The organism is Leifsonia sp. SIMBA_070 (assembly GCF_046534635.1).
Lineage (GTDB): Bacteria > Actinomycetota > Actinomycetes > Actinomycetales > Microbacteriaceae > Leifsonia.
Window position 1 is genome coordinate 1 of the sequence record NZ_JAWRYK010000072.1, and the last position, 364, is coordinate 364.

1 pseudogene is annotated in these 364 nt (G+C 67.3%); it reads right to left on the reverse strand.

Annotated elements, in window-relative coordinates:
* Nucleotides 1-364 (reverse strand): annotated as a pseudogene (locus SB754_RS19460) (glutathione-dependent formaldehyde dehydrogenase); the annotation flags it as partial.

The window sequence follows — 364 nt, forward strand, 5'->3', positions numbered from 1 at the left end:
GGTCACGGATCTCCTCCACGACGGTGTCGGTGAGGTCGAATGTCTCGACCCCGTGCCGCTCGGCCATCGCCCGGCGCTCAGGGACAGGATCGACAGCGAAGACCCGATAGCCGCGGTGCACGCCGATGCGTGCCGCGAGCTGGCCCACCGGCCCCAGACCCATGATCGCGAGCACGCCGCCGTCGGGCACATGCGCGTAGTCGACGCCCTGCCAGGCGGTGGGAAGGACGTCGCTGAGGTAGAGATAGCGTTCGTCGGGCAGATCTCTTCCGACGCGGATGTGGTTGTGGTCAGCGAGAGGCATACGCAGGTATTCGGCCTGGCCGCCGGGTACCTGCCCGTAGAGCTTCGTGTAGCCGAACAG